The sequence below is a fragment of the Polaromonas sp. LjRoot131 genome, from assembly GCF_964252805.1.
Taxonomy (GTDB): domain Bacteria; phylum Pseudomonadota; class Gammaproteobacteria; order Burkholderiales; family Burkholderiaceae_C; genus Polaromonas.
The window spans coordinates 83,022-99,679 of the sequence record NZ_CAXUPF020000001.1; the positions used below are offsets into that span (position 1 = coordinate 83,022).

Sequence of the window (16,658 nt, forward strand, 5' to 3'; positions counted from 1 at the left end):
GTCAACGGCCGCAAAGCGTCAGGGTGGCTGCAAAACGCTCATTTTTGCAAGCCATCGTGACAGGCCGGGCGGGCCCCGGCCACCCGGCCATCGCGCCTCAGGCCGAGGCCAGGGCTTTCAGGGCCGAGACCAGCCGGTCCAGGTCGGCCTCGGTGGTGTAGAGCGCCGGGGAGACGCGTATGCAAGGGCCTTTGGCCAGGCCGGTGCGGCGCACCGTCAGCACGCCATAGCTGTCGCGCAGCTGCGCCGCCAGCGCCTTGTAGTCGTCCGGCGTCGTCCTGCCGGCCAGGCGGAAAGAGGTGATGCCGGCGGCCATGCCGGGCTGGTCAGGCGTCAGGATGTCGACGCCCTTCAATTTGCGGGCGCGGGCTACCCAGTAATCGCGCAGGTGGCGAAGGCGAAGCTCCTTGGCCTTGGGGCCGATTTCCGCATGCAGGGCCAGCGCCCGGGGCAGGGTCAGCAGGGCCGCGAAATTGGAGGTGCCGCTGTGCACGCGCGAGCGGATGTCGTCGGCCGGCCAGTCCTCGTCGGCCATCGCGCGGTCTATGTCGGGCAGCCGTCCTTTGGCGATGTACATAAAACCCAGGCCGACGGGCGCGCCTATCCACTTGTGCAGGTTGAAGCCGACGAAGTCCACGCCCAGGTCCGCGACCTTGAAGTCGATCTGGCCCCAGGAATGCGCGGCGTCCAGCACCACGTCCACGCCGCGGGCCCTGGCCATCGCGGCGATCTCGGCCACGGGCATCACCAGCCCGGTGCGGTGGCTGACGTGCGTGAGCAGCAGCAGTTTTGCCTTGGGGTTGTTGGCCAGGGCTTCCCGGTAGGTTTGCAGCACGGCTTCGCGCGTGGCGGGCTCGGGGATGCTGAACTTGACCACGTTCACGCCGCGCCTGTCCTTGAGCCAGTTCATCGCGTACTGCATGGAGTCGTAGTCCAGGTCGCAAAACAGCACGCTGTCGCCCGCGCTGAGCTTGTTGTAGCCGCCTATCAGCAGCTGCAAGGCCTCGGTGGCGCCGCGCGTGAAAGCAATTTCCCCGGGGGCGGCGCCCACGGCGGCGGCCAGCAGCTTGCGGGCTTCGGTCGCGTCGCCGTCGAACTGCGAACGCGCGTAATAGGAATTCTCGCGGTTCACCATGTCGGTCTTGGCCTGGTACTCGCTGCGCACCGGGTCGGCCATGATGCCCCAGTAGCCGTTTTCCAGGTTCACTGTTTTGGGTGTCACGGTGTAGAGCGACCTGACGGCCGCCCAGTAGCCGTTGTCGGTGGCCATGGCCTGCGCGCTGCCCGCGGGCAGGGGCGGCAGGGTCCGGGCGGTGGCGGGGGTTTGGGCCTGGGCGTTGGCCGCGGTGAGGGAGGCGGTGGCCATGAGGCCCATGACAAAACCGCGACGATTGGCATGCAGCATGAAACGTATCCTGATGATTGATGTCTGCGGTTTTTATCCGCAAGACATGTCAGGCATGTGTCGTCGTGGCTGCGGCCTGGGCCTTCAGGCAGACCGCCCGCTGCCCTCAGATCCGGCGGCGGCGCGGCACCACGCTGAGCTGCAAGGTGAGCTTGCCCGGCGAGGCCGTCACGGTGTAAGCCTGCGGCGCGATGTCTATCAGCTGGTCGGCATGCCAGACCTTGATCTGCGCGGCACCCTCGGGCAACTGTTCGACCCGCGCTACGCCCTCGGCATTCGTCAGCACGGCCCAGGGCGATTCGCTCACGTACACGTGGCCGCGCATGGAGCCATGGATGTGGCAGCCCAGCAGCACAGCGCCGGCCTTGGTGAAAGTCGCGTCGGCCGTTTTGGCCGGCTTGCCTTCGGGCTTGCCGTCCAGGCGCAACTCAAAGCCTTCGCCCGTCGCGGCATTGAACTGCGCCACCCCGGCGGCCGAGGCGCGCACATGGTGTTCCCAGGGATCGTTGTTGACGAACTGGGCCTTGGCGCCCACGCCCACCACGCTGACGGCCGGCACAAAGCGCATTTTTTCCTGGTAGATCGTGACCTGGCTGGGCAGCGGGCTTGGGGCTGCGCCAGGCTTGCCCGAGGGCACGACCACCACGACAGCATCGGGCGCCGGCTTGCCTTCCTTGTCGAGCACCAGCACGGAGAGGTTGGCGGCGCCGGCCCAGGCGGAAAAGGCAAAACCGGCCAGCAAGAGCAGGGTGGATGCCAGCGTTCGTGAAGTGGTGCGTGTCATGGGATTCTTTCGTTTATGCGTCACGCGGTGTGAGGAATGCCAGCACGGCCGCCACCACAAACAGCGCCAGCACATCACCCCACAGGTGGCCCATGGTGTGGTGGCCGCTGAAGGACTGCACCGCCATGATCCCGCCGTGCACGACGCTGGACCAGACGGTGAACCAGATGAGGCTGCGGTGCAGCAGCGGGTTGCGGGCCGCCAGCAAAAGAAAGACGCCCAGCGTTGCGTACAGGCCGAGGATCATCTCCAGGTAGTGCGAACGGCCTTCCGTATGCCACGCCCAGCCGGAAGGCCAGACGATGGTGAGCGGCCACAGCGCAAAAATAAAGATGAGGCCTGTCAGCGCCAGGGCGACGCGCAGGTATTTGATGCGATCAGTGTCGGTCATTGTTTTGTCTCTTTCGGGTCATCGAAAGCCGCGCATTTTCAGCACTCACAACACCTCCCGGCAGCACGACGATGCCGGGAGGATGTTTAGGCGGCTATTACTTCGCAGCCGGCTTGTATTCCGCAACGGCCTTGGCCAGGTCGCGCGTTTCTTCGCAGCCGGCGCAAATCGCCTGCAGCTTGGCCAGCTGGGCGTCGGCCTGGGCTTTCTGGTTGGTTTTCAGGTAGGCGATGCCCGAATATTCCAGCGCGCCCTTGTGATTGGGGTCCAGCGCCAGGGCCTTGCCATAGGCGGCAAAGGCCTCGTCGTACTTGCCGAGCCAGCGGTTCGAGTAACCGAGGTAGTTGTAGGCGTCGGCGTTCTTCGGGTTCTTGGCCACGACCTTGTTGAAGCTGCTCACGGCTTCGGACCAGTTCTTGGCGGCTATGGCTTTCTTGCCGGCAGCGAAGTCGTCGATCTGTGCGTTCTGCACCGGCGTGGTCTGGATGTCGGCCGCGATGGCCGCACCGGCCAGGGCCAAGGCGACGACGGGCAGGGCGATGAAGTTGCGGATGGAAAAAGCGTTCATGTCGGGCTCCTTGAATGTTGCTTGCTTACTGACTGAGTTGATGCGCTGCGAATCAGCACCTAAGACAAACGCCGGAACGCGGCAAACGGATGCGGGGAACTCGTATTTATTTGTAAGGGCTCAGGCCGCCTGCGGCCACTGAAGGCCGAAAGGCAGTGTGCGAGGCCCGAACAAGAAGTGCAACACCCTGCGCCGGCTGTTTCCCGTGGATTTGGAGGAGGCGTGGAGCAGCAGCGGGCGCATGGCCATCACGCTCCCCCGTTCCGCCGTGCAGATGACTTCGGCCTGGGTCTGGCGGGCCGCCGCGGCGGCCTGCGCTTCGGTCTTGCCCCGCAGGTGGGAACCCGGGACGACCCTTAGCGGGCCGTCCTCGGCGCCGCAGGTATCGATGTGCAAACGCACAGCCACCAACTGCTGTAGCAGTTCGACCGGCGGCTGGACGTACAGGCTGCCTTCCTTCTCCGACCAGCCGCCCAGGCCGGCATGCGCAACGCGAGCGGCCACCGGGATGCTGAGGTCCTGGTGTACCGGCACCAGCCAGTTGCGGGATGCCGACTTTTCAAAGTAGGTGCACTGCACGGCCGCGAAATCGACCGGGACCAGCGGCGCCAGCAAGGGGTGCCGGCGGATGTTTGCCGCAAGCGCCTGGCACCAGGCTTGCGACAGCAGGCCACGCGTTCCCGCCGAATCCGGAGAAATACCCGCAAGCCGCGACGCGACCGACTCGCATTCGGCGGCGCCCAGCACCTGGGGAACAAGCGCAAAGCCCTGGGTGGTGAATGCGGTGTGCTCCATGTCTAGCAGGGGATGCCGCGGGTCACAGCATCGATTGAAACAGCGCGAGGTACTGCGGATGCTGCGAAATCGTGTTGTGTGAGGTCCCCGGCAGCACCTTCAGCGCGGCTGTTCCCTTGTTGAAGTGCGTGTACAGCGCCTCGGTGCTGGCCGCCGGGATGAGCTCGTCGTGCTCGGCGGCAATCAGCAGGGTGGGCGCCGTGACCTTGGGTGCGTACTTCCAGGATTCAAACTTGTCGACCAGCAGCCAGGAGACCGGGAGGTAAGGAAAGCGCTGCACGGCCAGTTCCTGGAGGCTGTTGTAAGGCGTCACCAGGATCAGGCGCGACACCGGCCGCTGGCTGGCGACCCAGACAGCCACGCCCGAACCCAGGCTCCTGCCGACCACGGTGACGTCCGCATGCGTCTTGTTCACGTGGTCGAACAAGGCCAGGGCATCGCTTTGCAGCGCCGCCTCGGTGGGGCTCCCGCTGCTGCCGCCGTAACCCCGGTAGTGAAGCAGGTAGAGGGCGTGACCCGGGAAGGCTTGCGCGAAAGACGGCAGGTTGGCCGATACATCCTCGGCATTGCCGCCGAAGTAAACAAGGGCCTTGGGCCCGGCCGCCTGCCGGGCGGTGATCGCCAGTTCCGCATCCTTGACCTGGAAATGCATCGTCGTGGCCGGGCCTCCCCCTGGGCTCGGCTGGAGAAAATAAATAAAGGAGCGCTGGTAGGCAAACATCGCCGCGCACATCGCCAGGTAGGCCAGCAGCAGGATCGCCAAAAAGATTGTCACTGCGCGCGCCATGGAGGGGGATGTGTGCCGCGAAGGCTCACCACAGCTTGGCGCAATTGCCGCTGAAGACCACGGTCTCGCCGGGCTTGGCCGGGTTGGCGTCGGTTTCCAGCGTGACGATCAGCTTGCCGATCTTGGACAGCAGTTTTTCCGAGGTGTCGGGCAGCATGGACACCGCCGAACCGCTGGTCGGCACCGTGCCCAGCGAAAACGCCGGGCCGCTGGCCGGCACCGCCCACAGCACCAGCTTTCCGCTGGCGGGCGGCGTGATCGGGCCTATGACCTTGACCGTCATGGTCTTGCCGTGGCGCAGCGAGCTGACCAGCAGCTTGCCGTTGCCCTGGGCGTCGGTCAGCAGGCCCACATAGCTTTGCGGCAGCCGTTCGCCCGAGCGCATCGCGAGCTGGTCGCTGGACATGAACAAGGTGGGCATGGCCAGAAAGAACGCGCTGGCCGCGATCACACCAGCGGCCAGGCCGCCAAAACCAAAGCCCGCCGGCTTGAGCCAGCCCAGCCAGCCGGCTTTGCCCTGCGGCGCGTGCCGCGTGCCTGCGGGCTGCGTGCGCGCCGCGATCGCGGCCCACACCCGGGGTGAAGGCTGGTGCGCCGGCACCGACATCGCCAACTGGCCCAGGCGCGCCTCCCACTGCGCAACGCGCACACGCACGTCGGCGCGGTCGCGCTGCAGGCGCTCAAAGCGCCGCCGCGCGCCGCCGTTCAGTGTGCCGAGCACATAGGCGGAAGCCAGGTGCTCGAGCAATTCGGGGTGGGTGTATCTCATGCCACCACCCCTTGGGCGGCCAGGCAACCCTTGAGTTTCTCCAGGCCGCGGCGTATCCAGGCTTTCACCGAACCCAGCGGTGCGCCCATCTGCGCGGCCACCTCGCTGTGCGACAGGCCCTGGTAATAGGCCAGCGCCAGGCTTTGCCGGTGGCTGCCTTCCAGCGCGTTCATGCAGCCTTCTATGTGCAGGGCTTCGGTGGCCTGCTCCAGCAGCTGCATGGCGCTGGGGGCGGGTGCCATGGTGCTTTCAATGACTTCCTCATCCAGCTCGCCGGATTCGGGCAGCTCGCTTTCCTTGCGGCGCGCACGTGCCCGAAAGGCGTCCAGCGCCTTGTTGCGGACGATGGCGATCAGCCACGTCATGGGTTGAATGGTTTGGCCGTCCACCTCGCTGCGGTAGCCGGCTGCGCTTTTCCAGATGCTCACATACGCCTCTTGCAGCACATCTTCGGCCGCCTGTCCTTGTCCCAATATACGAACGGCGACGCCAAACAGATGCGTATGGGTGCGTTCATAAACCTGGGCAAAGCAGCCATGGTCGCCTTGCGCCGCCCCGGCGATCAGGGCTTGCAGGCTGCGGGTGTCCGTATCGGGGGCCAGTTTCATGCGGCTGAGTATAGGGAGTTAGGCCCAGGCGGCAAAACGTACCCGGGAATGCCATTTTTTTCAAAAAAACTGCATCCAATTGGTGCTTGCCGTCGTTTGTCCCTGGTGAGCCGGACACCGCGCCGGCTTGCGACCCCTTCGGTCGTGGGATTTGTTGGGGCTTTTTTACTTTCTTTTAACCCGGAGACCTGTCAATATTTGCAGGCCTCCTCCCAGGAGATCGCCATGACAACGATTGCAACCGCCACCCGACCCGGCTTACGCACCGGCCTTGCGGCCGCCGCCTTGTGTGCCGGCCTGCTGCTGAGCGCCTGCGCCGGCGGCCCGGCCGCGCCAATGGATGGCGGCAAGCCGGTGCCCGCCGCGCTCAAGCCCGCCGACAGCGAACGCGCGGCCTTCACCTGGCACGCGGTGGGCTCGCAGATTTACGAATGCCGCGCGTCCGACAAGGGCGGCTGGGCCTGGGTGTTTGTCGCGCCCGAGGCGGACCTCTTCAACCAGAAAGACGAAAAAGTCGGCACACATGGCGCCGACCCCAACTGGACCGCACTGGACGGCAGCAAGACCCTGGGCACGGTCAAAGCGCGCGCCGACGGCGAGCGTCCCGGCGACATCCCCTTGCTGCTGCTGACGGCCAAATCCGCCGGCACTCCCGGCAAGATGGCCGCCGTCACCAGCGTGCAGCGCTTGAACACCGAGGGCGGCAATGCACCGGCCAAGGGGTGCGCGGTGCAGGCCGACGCCGGCAAACGCGTCAAGGAAGGCTATACCGCCGACTACGTGTTTTTCACCGCCAAAAACACCTGAAGAAGCGAGGCCCGAGATGTCCGTGCTCAAAAACCTTTTCAGCACCAGCAAGAGCCCCAAGCACGACGCCACGGGGCCTGAGACCGGGCCGGTCAAGATGAACCTGGACGAGCGCATGGCGTTCCGGCGCGAGATGCTGTTCGAAGCCATCAAGGTCACCATGCAGGCCCACGGCATCCTGTCGGCCAGCTACAAGTTCCGCGTGGTGCGCAACGACAAGCGAGGCCACCAGTATTTCGTGCTGGTGGACCTTTCCACCGACTTCCTGGACAACCGGGAAGGCGCGCCTGCCCGGCTGGCCGAGGTGGGGGCGGCCATCGCCAAAAATGCCGCCACGCGTTATGACCTGCTGGTCAGCGGCGTGTACTGGCAGGTCAATGAGCAGATCCAGGGCTTCTCGGCCAGCCGGCCAGTTCCCCTGCCCGCGGGCCAGGACGCTGGCGATTCGCGGCCGCCTGTGCGGCGCCATGAGCGCGCCACGTTGGAAGAACTCGCGGCCTTTGAGGCCGCCTGGGAGAAGGGACGGGCGCTGCAGATCGGCGACCGGGTTTATTCATCCGACCTGGCGCCGCTGGAGCCGGATTCGCAGAAGGATGACAGCCGATAGCGATCCGCGTCAGGGCCTGCGCCGCCGCGGCACCACCGTGAGCTGCATGACATTTTTCGCCAGTACCGTGCCCACCGTGACCTGTTGCGGCGCGATGTCTATCAGCTGGTCGGCCTGCCAGACCTTCACCTGGGCTGTGCCCTCGGGCAAGTCTTCAAAGGTCGCGATGCCTTCGGAACTGGTTTTTGCGGCCCAGGGCGATTCACTGGCATAGAGGTAGCCGCGCATGGAGCCGTGGATAAAGCAGCCCAGCAGGGTTGCGCCCAGCACCCCGGCCTTGTCCAGTGTCACTTCGCTGGTTTTTGCGGGCTTGCCCTCCGATTTGCCTTCGAGCCGCAGTTCAAAGCCCGCGTTCGCCGCGCTGAATTGCCCCGTGCCCGCGGGCGAGCTGCGCACATGGTGGTCCCAGGGGTCGTTGTTGACGAACTGAACTTTGGCTCCGACAGGTACCACCGTCACGGCCGGCACGAACTGCATTTTTTCCTGGTGGATGGTGGCCTGCGCGGGCAGCGGGGTTTTGGGTAAGGCGCTTTTGCCGGCCGGCGTCACCACCACCACCGCGTCCTGCACCGGCTTGCCGTCCTTGTCGAGCACCGAGACCACCAGCTTGCCGGCCTGCGCCGCTGCGCTGAACGCCAGCAGTGCGGAAAGGGCCACGCCCTGCGCGGCGGCCTTCATGGCTTGGCCCCGCTTTCCGGCGGCGTGATGATGTCGCGGTTCATGGGCGCCAGCAGCGCCAGCATTTCGTTCTGCTTGCGAAACGGAATGCCTCTGGCGTCCATGCTTTGCTGCAGCACTTCGACCAGCGCGTGGAAGTCGGACTTTTTGATGTCCAGGTTGGCATGCGCGCTTTTCATGTCCGCGCCCTTATAGACACAGGGGCCACCGCTCAGGGCGCAGAGCTGATCGACCAGTTGTTCCTTCACGCGCTGCTGGTTGGCGGGCTTGAAGTGCGGCCCGGTGCGCGGATCGGCCAGCAGGCGAACCATGAAGTCGTCCATCAGCGCCACCAGGCCGGGCTTTTCGCCAAAGGCTTTGTAGAGTTGGTCGTTTTGCGGGGCTGCGGTTTGCGCGAATGCGGCGCCTGCGGTCAGCAGGCTGCCCGCGGCAAGTGCCAGGCAGATCAGTGTTTTTTTCATGAGGGCTCCTTGAATGATTGGCAGGGTTCAGAAAGCGACCTGGGCCGAGAGGTAGTAACCGGACTGCTTGCGGCTGGCCGTGGTGGCGGGCACGATCACACCCAGGTCCACATAGGCCAAGGTCAGCGAGAGGTTTTTCGTCGGCGCCCAGGCGATGAAGATGTCCTTCCAGTCTTCCGATCGCAGGCCGTTGCCCAAGCCGGCCGCGCGGCCGGCACCCTCGAGCTTGTTGCGCATGAAGCGGTATTCGGCGCCGATGGCGATGTTCTTGCTGACCAGGTAGGCGACCGAAAACTCCGGCTGCAGGCTGTAGCGGTTTTCATTGCCGCCCAGCGTCGCGCCGTAACCCAGCAGGCCGTTCTGGTTGGCCTTGGTCGCGCGCAGCGTGGCGTTGACCAGCAGGCCCTGACCCAGGAAAAGTTTGGTGGCACTCACATACACGTCGACGCCCGAACGTTTTGCCCCCAGCGTGGCCAGCGTGGCGTCCAGCCCGGTAGAGCCCAGCGTCTTGTGCTGCACGCCCACCGCCACCTGCGGCACCAGCGTGTCGCTGTCGAGCACGGCATCGCCCAGCACGCGAAGCTTGGCGCCCACGATGGTCTGCTTCAGGTGCAGTCCCGGCAGGCCCAGCGCCACACCGGTATCCCGCGTGTTGAAGTCCTGCCGCGCGATCGACAGCTCATAGCGGTCATGGACGCCGACCGCCGCGCCATAAATGTTCAGGCCGTAGTCGCGGGTGCCCACATGCGTCAGGTAGGCCGAGCCGCCGGTTTCGTCCGCCGTGGCATTGCTGCCGATGACCGCCCAGGGGGTCAGGCCGCCGCCGGCTGTGCCTTCTATGGTGCTGACGCCGCCGGTGAGGAGGAGTTTGCCTGTGTCGGCTTGGGCGCCGGTGCAGAGGAGGAGGGTGGCTAGCAGGGGGATGGTTTTCATGGGGTGGGGTTTGGTTTTGGGGCTGGTGTATGGAGTACGGAGGGGAGAGGTGGGGTGGATTCAACTTTTTTCTTTGTTGTTCTTATGGGGTGCTTTTTGCTAAGTTTTGCTGGCCGGGGTCGCCCGGCGGCGAGGCACTTTTCTTTGCTTCGCCAAAGAAAAGTACCCAAAAGAAAGGCGACCCGCAGTCTGGGTCCCTACGCTTCGCTACGGGCAACCTGCGGTGCTCGAGCCAAGCGGGGTCCGGCTAAACTCGCCTTCGGCTCAGACAACGCCGGCCCTGATCCGCTTGTCTCTGCGCTCCTCGGCCCAGCCAGGACGGGGCAATCGGGAGCGAGGACAGAAGACAAATACCAAAGAACAAACCAAGATAAACAAGGACTCGCCAAGGCGAGTCCTTGTTTCTTCAGGTATTCGGTATTTGGATTTGGCATCCCTTCCCCACCCCTTGTGTATGCGCCGAGGAGCGCAGGTCCAGGCGGATCAGGGATCGCGATTGTCTGAGCGAAGCGAGTTCGAGCGAGACCCCGCCTGGACCGAGCACCGCAGGTTGCCCGTAGCGAAGCGGAGGGACGCAGACACCAGGGTCGCCTTTTCTTTTGCTTACTTTTCTTTTGGCGAAGCAAAAGAAAAGTGAGTAGCCGCCGGGCTACCCCCGGCCAGCCACCCTCCGCAGCGAGCGCCCCGCCGGAGCAAGACCGGCCTCAACAAAAGCCATTTGTCTCCTGGGGAACACGCAGTCGCCCCCTCGACTGCTAGCATTCCGGCAATGAACCGCCGCCACTTCCTAGCCGCCGCCACGATGACCTTGACCGGAGATTTCGCAATGGCCGACCTCCCCAAAGTAACTTCGCTGGACGACGCAATGCGCTGGCTGGACACGCTGGACAAAGCGGCCAGCGTCAAAACCACGGGCCAGTGGCCCATGGTGTCGGTGCTGGAGCACATGGCGCAAAGCGTGGAGATGAGCCTGGACGGTTTCCCGCAGCCCAAAAGTGCCTTCTTCCAGAACACAGCCGGCGCGGCGGCCTTTGCTTTTTTCAAGTGGCGCGGGCAGATGAGCCACAGCCTCAGCGAGCCGATTCCCGGCGCGGCGGCCCTGCACCTCGAAGGCGACTGGCGGCCCGCCTCTGTGCGGCTGAGCATCGCCATCGAGCGTTTCACGCGCCATCAGGGCCCGCTCAAGCCGCACTTCGCTTACGGCGCGCTCGACAAGGCCGACTTCTCGCGGGCCCATGCTTTTCACATCGCCAACCACCAGGACGAGATCGTTGTAGTGGCCCGCTAGTTCGGCCGCGTCTTCATCAAGGGGCGAGACTGACGGTTCGCGCGCCGCGCTTGTTCTTGGCCTGTGCCTTTTGCCGGCTCCCGAGCAAAGCCAGCAGCCGGTGTTCGGCGGCGTAGAGGCGGCGCAATTTTTTGCCCGACTCCAGCTGCGGCCAGAGCGCCGCCATGGCGGGTTCGTCCTGGGCCAGGTGACCGCCCAGTTCCAGCACGGCCGGGTGGATATAGGATTTTTTGCAGACGGCCGGTGTGTTACCCAGCAGCCTCGCCACTTCCTGCAGAACCGCTTTGGCGCTGAAGCCGCCTTTGGCCGCTGAGTCGCCCTTCCCGCCTTTTTCGCCGTTTGCGCCGCAGGCCAGGCGCGTGAGTTCCAGCGCCTGCACCGTACCATGCCAGGTGCGGAAGTCCTTGGCCGTAAAACGCTCACCGTCGGCTTTCCCCCGGCCTTGCGCGATTTCCGCCAGGTAGTCGTTGACATCGCCCGAGCCCACCGCGCGCAGTTCGCCGGCCTCATCCTCGTACTGGAACAGCAACTGCCCCGGCAATTGCTGGCAGCGTCGCACCACGGCCGCCACCTTGGGGTCGTCCACCTTGAGGTCCTGCATCACACCGCTCTTGCCGCGAAAGCGCAGCTGCAGGGTTTTGCCGCGCACGCCGGCATGCGGGTTGCGCAGCGTGGTCAGGCCGTAAGAGCCGTTGTCGCGCGTGTATTCGTCGTTGCCCACGCGCACAAAGGTGGTGTCCAGCAGGCGCACCAGCGTCGCCAGCACCAGGCTGCGGCTCACGGGCGCATTGCGGCGCGGCGCCAGGTCGCGCGCCACCCGGGCGCGTATGCGCGGCAGGGCGTTGCCGAAGGCCAGCAGCCGTTCGAACTTGCTGTCGCCGCGCAAGGCCTGCCAGTCGGCGTGGTAGCGGTATTGCTTGCGGCCGCGTGCGTCGTAGCCGGTGGCCTGCAGGTGGCCGTTGGGCCGGGGGCAGATCCAGACCCGCGTGTAGGCCGGCGGGATCGCCAGCTTGTGGATGCGGCGGATTTCTTCCGGGTCTTTGATCCATCGGCCGGCGGCGTCGCGGTAGCGGAAACTGTTGCCGCGTTTGACCCTCGTGAGGCCCGGCATGTCGTCGCTGACATACACCAGGCCCGAGCCTTTGAGTTCGGGCACCGCAGCGGCTTTCGCGGCGGCTGGGCTGGTGCTGCGCGAGGGAACGCTGGCGGAAGAAGAGGGCGTTGGGGGCGTTGGGCCGGTGGGCATAGGCCTGCATTGTGCGAAGCGCCGCAAGGCCGAGGCTGTAGGACCCAGCCGCTTTGCGCGGCGGGTCGGAAGCGGTTCAGAACAGCTGGTCGGTGGTGTTCGCCTCGATGCCCTCCGGGGGGCTCGCAGGCTTTTTCTCATCGGGCAGCGGCACCTCGCCCGCGCGCGCCAGGGTGGCTGCGCGCACACCCAGCAGGCGCAGCTTTTTCTCCAGCGGCACGCGTTTGAGGCACTGGCCGGCCAGGCGGCGAATGGTGGCGCCGTCGTCGGTGTAGCTGTCAGAGGTCTGGTCGCGTGTGGCGATCTTGAAGTCGTCGTAGCGCAGCTTGATGCCTATGGTCTTGGCGACATAGCCCTTGCGCTGCAGGTCCTCGCCCAGCCGTACGCACAGGTCGGTGAAGATGGCGCCCAACTCGGCTTTGTTGCGCACCGCGTGCAGGTCGCGGTCGAAGGTGGTCTCGCGGCTCATGCTGACCGGCTCGCTCTCGGTCACCACCGGCCTGTCGTCGCGGCCCCAGGCGGCCTCGTGCATCCAGGCGCCGGTGGCCTTGCCGAAGTTGTCCACCAGCCAGCCCGGGTCCTGCGCGGCCAGCTCGCCTATGGTGTGGATGTGCAGCTTGGCGAGTTTCTCGCCGGCCTTGGGGCCTATGCCGTTGATCTTGCGCACGTGCAGCGGCCAGATCTTTTCCTGCAGGTCGGATTCATAAACGATGGAAATCCCGTTGGGCTTGTTGAACTCGCTGGCCATCTTGGCCAGCAGCTTGTTGGGCGCCACGCCGACCGAACAGGTCAGGCCGGTCTTTTCAAAAATCGCTTTCTGGATCAGCCGCGCCAGCACGCGCCCGCCTTCGCGCTGGCCGCCCGGCACCTCGGTGAAGTCGATGTAGACCTCGTCCACGCCGCGGTCCTGCATCAGCGGTGCGATGTCGGTGATGGTGCTTTTGAAGAGCTGCGAGTACTTGCGGATTTCCGAAAAATCCACCGGCAGCACGATGGCCTGCGGGCACAGCTTGGCGGCTTTCATCATGCCCATGGCAGACCCCACGCCGAACTGCCGCGCCGCATAGGTGGCCGTGGTGATGACGCCGCGGCCGACGTAATCTTTGAGCAGTGGAAAGCTTTCAACCGGGATGAAACGCAGCGCGCGCTCGCCCTGCGCGGCCCGCAGTTCCTCGTCCACTTTGCGCCAGCCGCCGCCTATGACCACCGGCAGGCCCTTGAGCTGCGGGTAGCGCAACAACTCGACGGACGCGAAAAAAGCGTCCATGTCGAGGTGGGCAATGCGGCGGATCTTGGGTGCGGGAGAAGGGGACGGGGCGCTCACCCGGCAAGCATAGCAATTCGCGGCAGCCTGGGCGCGGCCGTTCCGACACGATTTGGCCCTATTTGGCTCGTGCAACCGCAAGGCTGGTGTGCTCCTGGCTGCAACAGGAAGCGCGGCTGCAGGCAAATATTTCCGCTGCTATTTTCTTAGGGGACTTCTAAAATCCCGCCTTTGCCCAAACAGCGCAAGCGTGCCAATGAAGCGACCCAGCCTGCACCCCACCACAAGACGAGGAAAAGACGCGATGAAGCGATGGATCAAATGGACCGCCGGCGTGGCGGGCGCCCTAGTGCTGCTACTGGCCGGCACGGCCGTGGTCGGCAGCCAGATGGCCGAGCGCAAAAGCCAGCGGCAAATCAAGGTGAGTGTGCAGCCGGTGGCCATCCCGGCCACGGCCCAGGCGCTGGAGCGCGGCGCTTACCTGTACAACTCGCGCGGCTGCGCCGACTGCCACGGCGCCAACGGCGCGGGCCGCGAATTCATGAACGACGGCAAGGGCATGCGCCTGGCCGGCCCCAACATTACCCTGGGCGAGGGCAATGTGGTGGCGCGCTACACGCCCGAAGACTGGGTGCGCACCCTGCGCCACGGCGTCAAGCCCGACGCCCGCCCGGTGTTTGTCATGCCCAGCGAAGACTACAACCGCCTGACCGACGAGGACCTGGGTGCGCTGGTGGCGTATGTGAAAAGCCTGCCACCCAGGATGGGCGCCGCCGCCGTGCTGGACCTGCCCCTGCCGGTCAGGGTGCTTTACGCCTTTGACGCCATCCAGGACGCCGCACAAAAAATCGACCACACCCTGCCGCCCGCCAAACCCATTGCCGAAGGTGTGACCGTCGCCCATGGCGCCTACGTCGCCAATATGTGCATAGGCTGCCACGGCACGACCTTGGCCGGCGGCAAGATTCCCGGCGGCCCGCCCGACTGGGCTCCCGCCGCCAACCTGACACCCGGCGAAGGCAGCGCCATGCCGCGCTACAAGGATGCAGGCGCCTTTGTCGCCATGCTGCGCAGCGGCAAGCGCCCCGACGGAACGTCCATCACCGTGATGCCCTTCGAGTCGCTGCGCGCGCTCAACGACGTCGACGCGCAGGCGCTGTATGCATATTTGCAGACGGTGCCGGCCAGGCCTTTCGGCCAGCGGTAAGCGAGCGTAAACAATCGCCTGAGGCTGTCGGTGCTCTGGCATCATGGCCGGCTTGCCCATCCTTCTTATCGAAAGCCAACGCCATGCCCTCCCATGCGACCGGATGTTTTGAAGTCAATCTTGTGCCGCAAGCGCTCGCGAACGCCGACGCCGGTCCTCTGATGGGCCGGCTGTCCATCAACAAGACCTTCAGCGGTGACCTCCAGGCCACCAGCCAGGGCGAGATGCTGAGCGCGGGAACGGCCGTTAAAGGTTCGGCCGGCTATGTCGCGATGGAACGCGTGACCGGCACGCTGCACGGCAAAAGCGGCAGCTTTGTGCTGCAGCACAGCGGCACCATGAACCGCGGCGCGCCGCAGCTGATCGTCAGCGTGGTGCCGGATTCAGGGACCGATGAACTCACGGGCCTCAGCGGTACGCTGAGTATCCAGATCGCCGATGGCAAGCATTCGTATGCGATGGAGTATGAGATTGCGCTGCAGGCTTGAGATGGCAAGTAACCCTGGCTCAAGGTAGTTATGGAGCAACTGGCGGCGCGGGGCGCGCGGGAGGTGGATTTGGTTTTGCCCTAACTGTTGGAAAGACTTCGACGCATACATCAACCCTGTTGAGCGTTCGCAATCCATTGGCCTCGTTACTTAAACCAGAGTGCACATGCAAATGATGAGAATCGGTGAACTGTCCGTATTGGCGGTGTTGTATGTCGGCTTGGTGGGGTGGGCAATTTTATTGAAAGAGCCCGCCTTAGCGATGTTGACCATCCTGACGATCTTCCCGTTATGCATTCTCCATCTGGTTCGCCGAAATTTAACTTTGCTTCAAAAAATTCGCGCGGCTGGATGGCTTCCGTATTTGATTGTGATTCCATTATTTTTTATCTGGATCACACAATTTCCAGGACGTATTCCTTTCTTTTTCATAGCTGCTTTGAGCGGATTGATCTATTTCATCTCTTTTGGAGCTCTCATGAGGCTCTTCTGGGTGAATAGAAGTTAAGGACTTCGTCGAAGTCTATGTTGGAGGCTCCGGGTGTGTCTAGACAGGAGCCACCATCGGCGATTGGTGCTATGCAATGCGACGGCTACGAAACCAAAGCAATTGAGTTATACGTGAGAGTGATGAACTGGCTGGGCCGCGTTAAATTTGCGACACTCGAGGCCCAACGGTTCTATGAGTGGATGATTACCACAGCTATCTTGGCAGAAATCCAAGAGATACCCGTCATCGAACTCAATTCACCGAAGCCACAAACACCCACTCCGCATAAGTCTCTTTATCCTGGTGTTGAATTCCGTCGAAATCTGACCCACTTAGCGCGGTAATGGCTTTAATTCGGGTGAGGCCTCGATGCAACTCAACACTCGTAAGCTGCAGAAGTGAATCAGCCATGTCTTCTCTTTTCAAATACCGATTTAGCCTGGGTGGCTTCTTGCTCTCCAGCTTCCTGCTGATCTATCTATCCTTATGGATCAACGAAGCCTTTGCTATCGTCTTCTTTGCCAATGTCCTGTTTTGGAGCTGGCGTCTCAAGGCTGTCAAGTGCGATCAATGCGGGAGTCCATTGGCACCTCCTGAAGGGAGTTCTTCGGTCGATATTTTCAGAAGCTTCGGTGTCACGGAATGCAGGGATTGCAAGTCTAAGCTCGATTGAGAAAGTGGCGGATTGAACAGCCCCGTGTCTATGAAGACTAATCGTTTGCCAGTGCATTCAATTTAAAACGGTTGTAATCGAATGAAAATTACCAACAGAATGATTGCTGCCTTAGTCGTTGCGGTGACGTTGTCGATACCTGTTGCATCTTACTTTTTTCCTTCAAACCGCGAGGATGAACGTAGCGCGTGTGAAAAGAGATGTGCGCCGAAATTAGGTGCCATGAAGCGTGACCCCAAGTTTGACAATGCGTTCAAAAAGAATTGGGATGGCGGGCCAGTGGTTTGTCAATGTGTGGATGCGCCGCGATAGGGTGGCAGTCCCAGATGTACCACGGGCCTGATAGATGAGATTGCGAACGGTATGAAGCAGGACCCTGAGATTTACTGCCCGGCATGTGCGTATCGCC

21 protein-coding genes are annotated in these 16,658 nt (G+C 63.7%); 7 read left to right on the forward strand and 14 right to left on the reverse strand.

What is annotated here, in order from left to right:
- Nucleotides 1-97: 97 nt before the first annotated feature.
- The 8 genes from ACSQ27_RS00355 to ACSQ27_RS00390 form a co-directional block, all read right to left on the reverse strand.
- On the reverse strand, nt 98-1,405 hold the full coding sequence (locus ACSQ27_RS00355; protein WP_436153498.1) for an aminotransferase class V-fold PLP-dependent enzyme: 1,308 nt from the start codon (nt 1,403-1,405) through the stop codon (nt 98-100).
- 106 nt (nt 1,406-1,511) lie between these two features.
- On the reverse strand, nt 1,512-2,189 hold the full coding sequence (locus tag ACSQ27_RS00360) for a cupredoxin domain-containing protein (RefSeq protein WP_436153499.1): 678 nt from the start codon (nt 2,187-2,189) through the stop codon (nt 1,512-1,514).
- A gap of 13 nt (nt 2,190-2,202) precedes the next feature.
- Nucleotides 2,203-2,580 carry a DUF6632 domain-containing protein gene (locus ACSQ27_RS00365; protein WP_436153500.1) on the reverse strand — a complete coding sequence of 126 codons (378 nt, stop codon included), beginning with the start codon at nt 2,578-2,580 and terminating at the stop codon, nt 2,203-2,205.
- Nucleotides 2,581-2,677: 97 nt separating this feature from the next.
- On the reverse strand, nt 2,678-3,148 hold the full coding sequence (locus ACSQ27_RS00370) for a tetratricopeptide repeat protein (protein ID WP_436153501.1): 471 nt from the start codon (nt 3,146-3,148) through the stop codon (nt 2,678-2,680).
- Nucleotides 3,149-3,268: 120 nt separating this feature from the next.
- Complete coding sequence (locus tag ACSQ27_RS00375; RefSeq protein WP_436153502.1) at nt 3,269-3,943, reverse strand: phytanoyl-CoA dioxygenase family protein; 675 nt, start codon at nt 3,941-3,943, stop codon at nt 3,269-3,271.
- A 22-nt stretch (nt 3,944-3,965) separates the two neighbouring features.
- Nucleotides 3,966-4,718, reverse strand: a complete 753-nt coding sequence (locus ACSQ27_RS00380) for an alpha/beta hydrolase (protein WP_436153503.1) — start codon at nt 4,716-4,718, stop codon at nt 3,966-3,968.
- Between the two features lie 37 nt (nt 4,719-4,755).
- Nucleotides 4,756-5,499 (reverse strand): anti-sigma factor, encoded by a 744-nt coding sequence (locus tag ACSQ27_RS00385; protein WP_436153504.1) that lies wholly within the window; start codon nt 5,497-5,499, stop codon nt 4,756-4,758.
- The gene (locus ACSQ27_RS00390) at nt 5,496-6,107 is read right to left on the reverse strand and encodes an RNA polymerase sigma factor (RefSeq protein ID WP_436153505.1); all 612 of its coding nucleotides are present in this window, start codon (nt 6,105-6,107) and stop codon (nt 5,496-5,498) included. The genes ACSQ27_RS00385 and ACSQ27_RS00390 overlap by 4 nt, the downstream gene beginning before the upstream one ends.
- A gap of 225 nt (nt 6,108-6,332) precedes the next feature.
- Here ACSQ27_RS00390 and ACSQ27_RS00395 point away from each other — a divergent pair, with 225 nt between their 5' ends.
- A complete protein-coding gene (locus ACSQ27_RS00395; protein WP_436153506.1) occupies nt 6,333-6,914 on the forward strand; it encodes a DUF3455 domain-containing protein in 582 nt (193 codons plus the stop codon).
- A 16-nt stretch (nt 6,915-6,930) separates the two neighbouring features.
- Nucleotides 6,931-7,521 (forward strand): hypothetical protein, encoded by a 591-nt coding sequence (locus ACSQ27_RS00400; protein ID WP_436153507.1) that lies wholly within the window; start codon nt 6,931-6,933, stop codon nt 7,519-7,521.
- Between the two features lie 9 nt (nt 7,522-7,530).
- Here ACSQ27_RS00400 and ACSQ27_RS00405 read toward each other — a convergent pair whose 3' ends face one another.
- The 3 genes from ACSQ27_RS00405 to ACSQ27_RS00415 are packed head-to-tail and all read right to left on the reverse strand — an operon-like array spanning nt 7,531 to nt 9,593.
- Complete coding sequence (locus ACSQ27_RS00405; protein ID WP_436153508.1) at nt 7,531-8,199, reverse strand: cupredoxin domain-containing protein; 669 nt, start codon at nt 8,197-8,199, stop codon at nt 7,531-7,533.
- Nucleotides 8,196-8,660 carry a group I truncated hemoglobin gene (locus tag ACSQ27_RS00410; protein ID WP_436153509.1) on the reverse strand — a complete coding sequence of 155 codons (465 nt, stop codon included), beginning with the start codon at nt 8,658-8,660 and terminating at the stop codon, nt 8,196-8,198. Before ACSQ27_RS00410 ends, ACSQ27_RS00405 begins: the two co-directional genes overlap by 4 nt.
- 27 nt (nt 8,661-8,687) lie before the next feature.
- Nucleotides 8,688-9,593 (reverse strand): DUF3034 family protein, encoded by a 906-nt coding sequence (locus ACSQ27_RS00415; RefSeq protein WP_436153510.1) that lies wholly within the window; start codon nt 9,591-9,593, stop codon nt 8,688-8,690.
- An 826-nt stretch (nt 9,594-10,419) separates the two neighbouring features.
- On the opposite strand from ACSQ27_RS00415, the gene ACSQ27_RS00420 reads away from it, so the two are divergent.
- Entirely contained in the window at nt 10,420-10,881 is a 462-nt protein-coding gene (locus ACSQ27_RS00420; RefSeq protein ID WP_436153511.1) for a DUF1569 domain-containing protein, read from the forward strand.
- 16 nt (nt 10,882-10,897) lie between these two features.
- Here the strand turns inward: ACSQ27_RS00420 and ACSQ27_RS00425 are convergent, their stop codons facing one another.
- Nucleotides 10,898-12,127: a DNA topoisomerase IB gene (locus ACSQ27_RS00425; protein WP_436153512.1), complete on the reverse strand. Its 1,230-nt coding sequence runs from the start codon at nt 12,125-12,127 to the stop codon at nt 10,898-10,900.
- A gap of 76 nt (nt 12,128-12,203) precedes the next feature.
- On the reverse strand, nt 12,204-13,394 hold the full coding sequence (locus ACSQ27_RS00430; protein WP_436155372.1) for a Y-family DNA polymerase: 1,191 nt from the start codon (nt 13,392-13,394) through the stop codon (nt 12,204-12,206).
- 301 nt (nt 13,395-13,695) lie between these two features.
- Between ACSQ27_RS00430 and ACSQ27_RS00435 the strand changes: the two genes are divergently transcribed.
- The 3 genes from ACSQ27_RS00435 (at nt 13,696) to ACSQ27_RS00445 (ending at nt 15,594) form a co-directional block, all read left to right on the forward strand.
- Nucleotides 13,696-14,598 (forward strand): c-type cytochrome, encoded by a 903-nt coding sequence (locus ACSQ27_RS00435; RefSeq protein WP_436153513.1) that lies wholly within the window; start codon nt 13,696-13,698, stop codon nt 14,596-14,598.
- An 83-nt stretch (nt 14,599-14,681) separates the two neighbouring features.
- On the forward strand, nt 14,682-15,086 hold the full coding sequence (locus ACSQ27_RS00440; protein WP_436153514.1) for a DUF3224 domain-containing protein: 405 nt from the start codon (nt 14,682-14,684) through the stop codon (nt 15,084-15,086).
- Nucleotides 15,087-15,252: 166 nt separating this feature from the next.
- Complete coding sequence (locus tag ACSQ27_RS00445) at nt 15,253-15,594, forward strand: hypothetical protein (protein WP_436153515.1); 342 nt, start codon at nt 15,253-15,255, stop codon at nt 15,592-15,594.
- A gap of 234 nt (nt 15,595-15,828) precedes the next feature.
- Here ACSQ27_RS00445 and ACSQ27_RS00450 read toward each other — a convergent pair whose 3' ends face one another.
- The gene (locus ACSQ27_RS00450; RefSeq protein ID WP_436153516.1) at nt 15,829-15,987 is read right to left on the reverse strand and encodes a hypothetical protein; all 159 of its coding nucleotides are present in this window, start codon (nt 15,985-15,987) and stop codon (nt 15,829-15,831) included.
- Here ACSQ27_RS00450 and ACSQ27_RS00455 point away from each other — a divergent pair.
- Entirely contained in the window at nt 15,986-16,249 is a 264-nt protein-coding gene (locus ACSQ27_RS00455) for a hypothetical protein (RefSeq protein WP_436153517.1), read from the forward strand. The two genes, ACSQ27_RS00450 and ACSQ27_RS00455, sit on opposite strands and share 2 nt — an antisense overlap.
- Nucleotides 16,250-16,658: the final 409 nt, after the last annotated feature.

Coding starts and splice junctions, on each gene's coding strand:
- ACSQ27_RS00400 (WP_436153507.1), top strand. CDS start 6,931: ATGTCCGTGCTCAAAAACCTTTTCAGCACCAGCAAGAGCCCCAAGCAC.
- ACSQ27_RS00450 (WP_436153516.1), bottom strand. CDS start 15,987: ATGGCTGATTCACTTCTGCAGCTTACGAGTGTTGAGTTGCATCGAGGC.
- ACSQ27_RS00455 (WP_436153517.1), top strand. CDS start 15,986: ATGTCTTCTCTTTTCAAATACCGATTTAGCCTGGGTGGCTTCTTGCTC.
- ACSQ27_RS00355 (WP_436153498.1), bottom strand. CDS start 1,405: ATGCTGCATGCCAATCGTCGCGGTTTTGTCATGGGCCTCATGGCCACC.
- ACSQ27_RS00410 (WP_436153509.1), bottom strand. CDS start 8,660: ATGAAAAAAACACTGATCTGCCTGGCACTTGCCGCGGGCAGCCTGCTG.
- ACSQ27_RS00420 (WP_436153511.1), top strand. CDS start 10,420: ATGGCCGACCTCCCCAAAGTAACTTCGCTGGACGACGCAATGCGCTGG.
- ACSQ27_RS00435 (WP_436153513.1), top strand. CDS start 13,696: ATGAAGCGATGGATCAAATGGACCGCCGGCGTGGCGGGCGCCCTAGTG.
- ACSQ27_RS00440 (WP_436153514.1), top strand. CDS start 14,682: ATGCCCTCCCATGCGACCGGATGTTTTGAAGTCAATCTTGTGCCGCAA.
- ACSQ27_RS00405 (WP_436153508.1), bottom strand. CDS start 8,199: ATGAAGGCCGCCGCGCAGGGCGTGGCCCTTTCCGCACTGCTGGCGTTC.
- ACSQ27_RS00390 (WP_436153505.1), bottom strand. CDS start 6,107: ATGAAACTGGCCCCCGATACGGACACCCGCAGCCTGCAAGCCCTGATC.
- ACSQ27_RS00425 (WP_436153512.1), bottom strand. CDS start 12,127: ATGCCCACCGGCCCAACGCCCCCAACGCCCTCTTCTTCCGCCAGCGTT.
- ACSQ27_RS00415 (WP_436153510.1), bottom strand. CDS start 9,593: ATGAAAACCATCCCCCTGCTAGCCACCCTCCTCCTCTGCACCGGCGCC.
- ACSQ27_RS00360 (WP_436153499.1), bottom strand. CDS start 2,189: ATGACACGCACCACTTCACGAACGCTGGCATCCACCCTGCTCTTGCTG.
- ACSQ27_RS00370 (WP_436153501.1), bottom strand. CDS start 3,148: ATGAACGCTTTTTCCATCCGCAACTTCATCGCCCTGCCCGTCGTCGCC.
- ACSQ27_RS00430 (WP_436155372.1), bottom strand. CDS start 13,394: ATGGACGCTTTTTTCGCGTCCGTCGAGTTGTTGCGCTACCCGCAGCTC.
- ACSQ27_RS00445 (WP_436153515.1), top strand. CDS start 15,253: ATGCAAATGATGAGAATCGGTGAACTGTCCGTATTGGCGGTGTTGTAT.
- ACSQ27_RS00365 (WP_436153500.1), bottom strand. CDS start 2,580: ATGACCGACACTGATCGCATCAAATACCTGCGCGTCGCCCTGGCGCTG.
- ACSQ27_RS00385 (WP_436153504.1), bottom strand. CDS start 5,499: ATGAGATACACCCACCCCGAATTGCTCGAGCACCTGGCTTCCGCCTAT.
- ACSQ27_RS00395 (WP_436153506.1), top strand. CDS start 6,333: ATGACAACGATTGCAACCGCCACCCGACCCGGCTTACGCACCGGCCTT.
- ACSQ27_RS00375 (WP_436153502.1), bottom strand. CDS start 3,943: ATGGAGCACACCGCATTCACCACCCAGGGCTTTGCGCTTGTTCCCCAG.